Origin of the sequence: Bariatricus sp. HCP28S3_F11, from assembly GCF_052065395.1 — a bacterium.
Classification (GTDB): domain Bacteria; phylum Bacillota; class Clostridia; order Lachnospirales; family Lachnospiraceae; genus Allocoprococcus.
Window position 1 is genome coordinate 1 of sequence record NZ_JBQHUC010000062.1, and the last position, 6,179, is coordinate 6,179.

Consider the following 6,179-nt stretch of genomic DNA (forward strand, 5'->3'; position numbering starts at 1 on the left):
TGGATGCTCTTTTTTCATTCACTTGATAGGTGAAAAGCAATATTCAGTTAAAATACAGTAACAACGTGGCTTTCAGCCACTTTCACGGCACAACCGTGAATAATTCAGGTTTAGTATATCAGATTCATTAAAATCTGTCCGAAAAAGTGTCTTAATTTATGAGACCATTATAATATCTCTTTTTTTCGTGAAAGAAAAGTAGCCTAATCTAATGTTCGGATGAAGAGAGTGCATCTCCTAACATTGGTGCCAACATGGGTGCCTGACACCACTGTGGTCATCATGATGTGAAGTAAAATGGTCCGAATAGTAAAGTAACATAGAAGATGTATAGAAGCTCCACTCCATGAGAGAATTATCTCATGAAAAAAGGGAACTGTCTAAACGGTGGGGTATTCATCGCTTACACATATTGAGAAAGTTGGGGATGATTTATTCTTGGGGATAATATAAAAAGGATTAAATGTAAAAGGCACCCACAAAAGTGAGTGCCTTCACTGCCCTTACGGCGAAAATACTTCTTAAAAATTGCCCTTACGGCGTACAATTGATAATTAAAAGCGTGCCCTTACGGCGTATATCGCTTTCTTTCACTTTTATAATAAAGTATATGCGCCAAAAAGTCAATTGATTTCCTCTGACTTTTCATTTTTTTCGGCAGTTACTTTATTATCTGTGGATTTTAGTAATCTATTCTCTTCAAGGAGCTTGTCATAAGCCTCTTGCAATGATTTGTTTTGTTCCTTTTCCTGTTCAAAGGCTTGTACCAGTTTCTGATGCTCAATCCATTCTTTTGAAAAGAAATTTTTAATCATAGTTTTACGTACTTCACGAAAAACATTACTGTCATCGTTTAAATCTCCAGCAATTGTTCTTGATACAGAAATAATGCGAGCCTTAGACATAATCTTTGCATTATTGAGAATCAAAGCACAGTCATGTGCAAAGCCTTCTGCAACGCCAACTTTACGATAGTACCATTTACCAGACGGATTATCGGTTGGATGATAAGCGGTAGCCACTTTTGCAGGTGTACTTGTGGTTGGGATTACCAAAACAGTAGTTGTCCATTCTTCAATGATAACAGCAGGATGTTTGTAGGAAAGTTCTGGAGAAAAATTATTACCCCATTCCATTTGAACAATCGTACCTACAGCATAAGGACGTTTTACGGAAATATCTTTCTTGGTTACCCATCGATTCAGACTGCTGATGATCATTGCCATTTCACTTTCAGACAATCGTTCTGCGGCAAATATTAAATTGGATAGTATTTGCATATATGAAGCTAATACTTCACTGGTGTCTTTTGCCATTGTGGAACGCGATGTCGGATCGGTAGCAATGGACGCAAGTTTTTCGTAATCTATCTGCATAGTATGCCTTCTTTTCTTAGAGTGTGAAGACCATTATATCATGTATTTATAGATATGAAAATAGTGAAATGGTTTCAAAGCAAATTTGCATTTGGTGCTTGACAAGAACTATAGCAAATGCATTTTGTAAGATTGGGCATACATTGGTGCCTGACACCACTGTGGACACCTGGAGAAAAAAGTGTTCTTCAGGAACTTCATTGATGAAACCGAATTATACTCTGAAAGACAGAGTGATGGGCGCATTGCAAAACAGATAAACTTCAACTTTCCAGTGTATTATAATGGAAACAGAAGTTTACCTGCTTTTTTATTTTACGCCCATAACGATTTTTCAAATACATCAACAGTGGTCTGCTGCATCGCATTAGCATTGAAAGTAAAAGTCTGTAATGTGGTTTCAGTATTCGTATATTTATCTTGACATATGTATCGCAGTGTGATATATAAAATATAACGAAGTGCGATATATATTACTGCGATGTATTAAGAGCGGAAGGAGGTACAGACAGATGGATGCACATATTAAAAAAGTATATGTTCCAATGACGGAAACAGGGTTCTACATTCTGTTATGCTTAAAAGAACCAAATCATGGATACGGAATTGTTCAAAAGGTAAAGGATCTTACGAATGGAGATATCGTTCTTGCGCCGGGGACAATGTATGGCAGCCTATCCAAGATGGAAAAAGATGGATTAATCTGTTTCCTAAGGGAAGAAGAAAAACGAAAAATATATGTAATTACGGATTTGGGACAAGAAGTACTGGAAATTGAAATGAAGAGGATTGAGAGATTGTATCGGAATATGAAGGAGATGAGATAATGGGAAAAGCTAAGACAGTATTTAAAATTTATTCAATTCCGGAGTACAGGAAAGAAGAAGAATTCCTCAGCTCTATGCATAGACAAGGCTGGAAATTTACGAAAGTGACATTCCCTGGATTTTATCATTTTGAACAATGTGAGCCGGAAAATGTAACCTATAGGCTGGATTACAACCAGGAGGGAGTTTCGAATAAAGCGGAATATGTTCAGATGTTTTCTGATTGCGGCTGGGAATATCTGTTTGATTTTGTAGGGTACAGTTATTTTCGAAAAACATCCGATGAAGGCAATATGAATGAAGAAATATTTTGTGATGATGATTCCAGACTTGATATGATGAAGCGTGTTTATAAAGGCAAGGTAATGCCGCTTGTTATCATTTTTTTATGCATAATCCTTCCACAGTTTATTATGAACACCGTAGGATATGGTGGCGGAAGTATCGTACAGGATATACTTTCAATTACTTTTTTGATTTTAGGGATTATGTATATCGTATTACTTGGTTCTTTTTCTGTTCAGTTTTATCAGTATGAAAAAAGTGTACATCCGGAGGATAATAGACGAAAAGTAAAGTATTGTGGAATTATGGCGAGTCTTGTAATATGTGCATTCATAATGGTGGGAGCAGTATGTTTCTCATTCTCATCAGATTATACGCTTCATGAGTATGAAAATGGGTTCATAGTAGAAGCCGACAGATTAAATAAAAGTATCGTAAAAGAATATAATTTGAAGAAAGGAGACAGCGTTGCGGTTTCTCATGAGGCCGAAGGCGGGGAACTCTATATCAGTATAAAAAAGGAAAATGAGGAACCTGTTTTTTATGGAAATACGTTTGGAGAATGGGATGATTTTTCCGTGAATATACAGGAGGATGGCTGTTATCAAATAACGTGTTCCGGAAAGAAGGCTAAAGGTACAGTAAGATTTACTATAAAATAAATGTTCAAATATTGTGGGGATGGTGATCTGGACATATCATGTCCCATAGGCGGATTTGCGGACATTGCTCGCTTTGTGTCCTGTAAATTTGTCATAGCAGGAGGTATTCTGTTCTCAGAAAGGAGGTCACAAATTCATGGATCAAGTAAAAATCGGAAGCTTTATCAAAGAGCTCCGGAAGGAGAAGGGGCTTACACAGGAACAACAGGCAGAACAATTTCAGGTATCAAGAAGAACAATCTCAAGATGGGAGACCGGAGTTTCCCAAAGTTAAAGATACCACATCAATCCCACGCGGACTTTTGCTCAACCGATACAGCCGGAGGGCTGGATAACAAGAAAAGGCGGTATGCGCCCCGTGGAGGGGTAGCGTACCGCCTTTTCTTGTGGGGGTTTCCAAAGGGGGCAACGCCCCCATTTGGCACACGACTTTGCGAAGCAAAGTGTAGTGTGTTATACGCTCTGCCGGCGTTGCCGTGAAAATGCCGTTGCCGCCGGGGAGGGCAAGGGCATTTGAAGCGGCAGGAAAACAGGGCTGTGCTTGCGTGGCGTGGAGCCGCAAGCGCAGGTCTGGACTCATCAGCAGACAGGGCGTATATGAAAGCCCCAGTTCCTCGTCCTACGCTCCAACTTGTGGACAAAGTGTCCCGAAGTTGTGGCCACACTCCCGGAAAAGTAGCAGGACAACGGGCAACCGTCAAGGCTGAAATGAACGGGTTTACACCCGGCCTTGACCTCCGCCCGCTGTCCCGCTGGATGGGTGGACAAGGCGGCCAATCCCTCAAAGTGCTTGGCCGCTCTCTTTCTGATTTTGAGGTATTCAGTTTTTCAAAATTGAATAATCAAAATAAATTTTTTCGATTGAAAAAATTTTATTTGTTATCATCTTCAATGCCATATTTTTTCTTTTGCCGAATCACATAATTACTGATTTTTTCATCATATAGTGGATACTGGTAATCCAACTGGCATGCCACTTCTGACGAAACCTCCCGGAACAATGCCATACATTGTTCAAAGGATTCCCACATATGGGGATAGGAATCCATATTATAAGTGGACATAAGTCGTTCCCACAATTCCTCTGGGACATATTGCTTCATAAATTTATAGTTTTTTCCCAAACTGAAATGAAATCCCTGTTTGATACCAATCAGCCAGGAAATCATGCGAAGCAATTCTTTTCGTACTATATCATTCATATGGTCAATAGCAAAAAGAATTTCTTTGCGGCATAAGCCCTTTACTACATATGTTGTAGTATTCCAAAATTCATTACAGCAATCGTCAAACATTCTTTGAGTAGGCTTCTGCAAGTGGTAGTCTATATCCGTTGGTATTGGCGGCTTTACGATACGGTTGTCTTTATCCAACAGTAACTTTACCAGTTTATCCCATGTAAAATACTCGTCTATCAGTTCCAGCGGCAGCAAAGTTAAATCTATCTTAACATCATCAGTAAACAGCATTAAATATGAAAATCCCTTTTCTACAGCTGGAAATAATTCCATATCTTCCGGCTTTTGCAGAATCAACCTTTCACCAAATATATCTAGCCATTTATCATCACTTGTGAAGCTGTCCATATCCGTAACAAAAAAAGTAATATCAAAATCCTGAAAATCATCAGGCGGAATATTTGTATTTGTTCTAGATCCTTCCAAAGTAACCATGCGAATGCGTTTGTCTGTTTTTGCAAAATTCAAAACAATATCATAAACTTCCTTTTCTGATCTCATTTTTATCTCCTCCAATTATTGAAATAGGTGTGAAGCCATTTTAGGGCTTTCCCGCCTTGATTACCCTTTAGCAAAGACGGGCGGGACTGTCAACGGCGGCGCATGAAATGCGCCGTTCATCTTGACCGTTGACTGGCTCGGCTGGCTTTGCTATCTTCCTGACAAATGGGAATGTCTAAGATAGTAAAGACGTCCCACATGCAACTCTTTCTTTTATTGCGGAAACCGTATCTTTAATTGTGAATGTAGTTGTGTCTATGACATTTGATTCATATACTCCCAAACCGGAAAATTGCTCCCACATTGTTTCCACTAATTCAATATTTGTTTTTCTATCTAATTTTGAGCGTTCCACAGCTCGCTTCATAGTTTCTTTTTTACTCGCTCTTAATACAATATAGTGTACCTCGTAATCTTCTTGGGCAAGAGCTTTCCATGGCTCCAAAAACCATGGCCCGACAATCCCATCTACAATTACATCATATCCGCCACGAGCATATCGCTTTGCAGCTTCTAAAAAGGCTTCAATGACAACCAGATTTTGCTCGTTGGATTCTGGCAAATGTGGTGGTATTGCGCCTTTGCTTAAGTAATGAAAAAAGTCATCGGTGTGCATATGCACTGATTTATCCATATCTGATTCCTTTGCGACAATTGACGCAGTTGTTGTTTTTCCTGTCCCCGGTGAGCCTGTAATCACAATAATTCTTCCTTGATTCATCTGTATTTTCCCTCACAATTCAAATTTATCACTTTGTTCCTGCCTGCTCAATCATCTTCTTCGCAAACTGCTGGAACATTTCAACAGTTTCTTTATCCATCGGTGTAAGCTGTCCGATCTGTCCAGCTATCATCGCCGTTACATCGTCAATGGAAAGTGGTTTTTGTTTCTGTTCCGCCAGTGCGTCCCGCATGGCTTGGAACATAGCGGCGGTCACAGCTTCTCCCGGCTGTTCCCCGTTGTCAATGTCTTTCTTAATGTCCCGCAGGATAGCCAGGAACACATTTTTGATTTTTTCAATCTCCGCTTCATGTTCCCCTATCTTTTGGGCGTTCAAAAGCTGTAAATCCTGCTTCGCTTCTGCCCGGTGTTCCGGGTGTTCTTTCATCAGGTCGGACAGGGAAGCCGTTGCCATCTCGATAAGCTGGTTTCTTGCTGTTATGCCCTTTGCCGCCGTATCCTGAAAATAAATCCGTATCAAATCTATCAGCTTAGGAAAATTCCTGTGTTCCAACAGGCGGTTGAGGATTTGCACATCAACAGCACCCGTCACAAGCCCCCTCACGGCT

General features: G+C 39.9%; 6 protein-coding genes and 2 pseudogenes. 4 read left to right on the forward strand and 4 right to left on the reverse strand.

Going from position 1 to position 6,179, the window contains the following annotated elements:
* Positions 1-623: 623 nt before the first annotated feature.
* Positions 624-1,376, reverse strand: coding sequence for a hypothetical protein (locus tag ACTNBR_RS15795; RefSeq protein ID WP_320855139.1), 753 nt, complete (start codon positions 1,374-1,376; stop codon positions 624-626).
* A gap of 512 nt (positions 1,377-1,888) precedes the next feature.
* Here ACTNBR_RS15795 and ACTNBR_RS15800 point away from each other — a divergent pair.
* The 4 genes and pseudogenes from ACTNBR_RS15800 (at position 1,889) to ACTNBR_RS15815 (ending at position 4,074) form a co-directional block, all read left to right on the forward strand.
* Positions 1,889-2,203, forward strand: coding sequence for a PadR family transcriptional regulator (locus tag ACTNBR_RS15800; protein WP_427820815.1), 315 nt, complete (start codon positions 1,889-1,891; stop codon positions 2,201-2,203).
* Entirely contained in the window at positions 2,203-3,150 is a 948-nt protein-coding gene (locus ACTNBR_RS15805; RefSeq protein ID WP_427808703.1) for a DUF2812 domain-containing protein, read from the forward strand. Before ACTNBR_RS15800 ends, ACTNBR_RS15805 begins: the two co-directional genes overlap by 1 nt.
* A 136-nt stretch (positions 3,151-3,286) precedes the next feature.
* Positions 3,287-3,409 (forward strand): annotated as a pseudogene (locus tag ACTNBR_RS15810) (helix-turn-helix transcriptional regulator); the annotation flags it as partial.
* A gap of 254 nt (positions 3,410-3,663) precedes the next feature.
* Entirely contained in the window at positions 3,664-4,074 is a 411-nt protein-coding gene (locus tag ACTNBR_RS15815) for a hypothetical protein (protein WP_002334817.1), read from the forward strand.
* Here the strand turns inward: ACTNBR_RS15815 and ACTNBR_RS15820 are convergent.
* The 3 genes and pseudogenes from ACTNBR_RS15820 to ACTNBR_RS15830 all read right to left on the reverse strand — a co-directional run.
* Complete coding sequence (locus ACTNBR_RS15820; protein ID WP_001255868.1) at positions 4,023-4,889, reverse strand: aminoglycoside 6-adenylyltransferase AadE; 867 nt, start codon at positions 4,887-4,889, stop codon at positions 4,023-4,025. The genes ACTNBR_RS15815 and ACTNBR_RS15820 overlap by 52 nt on opposite strands.
* A gap of 175 nt (positions 4,890-5,064) precedes the next feature.
* Complete coding sequence (locus ACTNBR_RS15825; protein WP_001071501.1) at positions 5,065-5,610, reverse strand: AAA family ATPase; 546 nt, start codon at positions 5,608-5,610, stop codon at positions 5,065-5,067.
* A 28-nt stretch (positions 5,611-5,638) separates the two neighbouring features.
* A pseudogene (locus tag ACTNBR_RS15830) lies at positions 5,639-6,179 on the reverse strand (XRE family transcriptional regulator); the annotation flags it as partial.

Coding starts and splice junctions, on each gene's coding strand:
- ACTNBR_RS15795 (WP_320855139.1), bottom strand. CDS start 1,376: ATGCAGATAGATTACGAAAAACTTGCGTCCATTGCTACCGATCCGACA.
- ACTNBR_RS15800 (WP_427820815.1), top strand. CDS start 1,889: ATGGATGCACATATTAAAAAAGTATATGTTCCAATGACGGAAACAGGG.
- ACTNBR_RS15805 (WP_427808703.1), top strand. CDS start 2,203: ATGGGAAAAGCTAAGACAGTATTTAAAATTTATTCAATTCCGGAGTAC.
- ACTNBR_RS15820 (WP_001255868.1), bottom strand. CDS start 4,889: ATGAGATCAGAAAAGGAAGTTTATGATATTGTTTTGAATTTTGCAAAA.
- ACTNBR_RS15825 (WP_001071501.1), bottom strand. CDS start 5,610: ATGAATCAAGGAAGAATTATTGTGATTACAGGCTCACCGGGGACAGGA.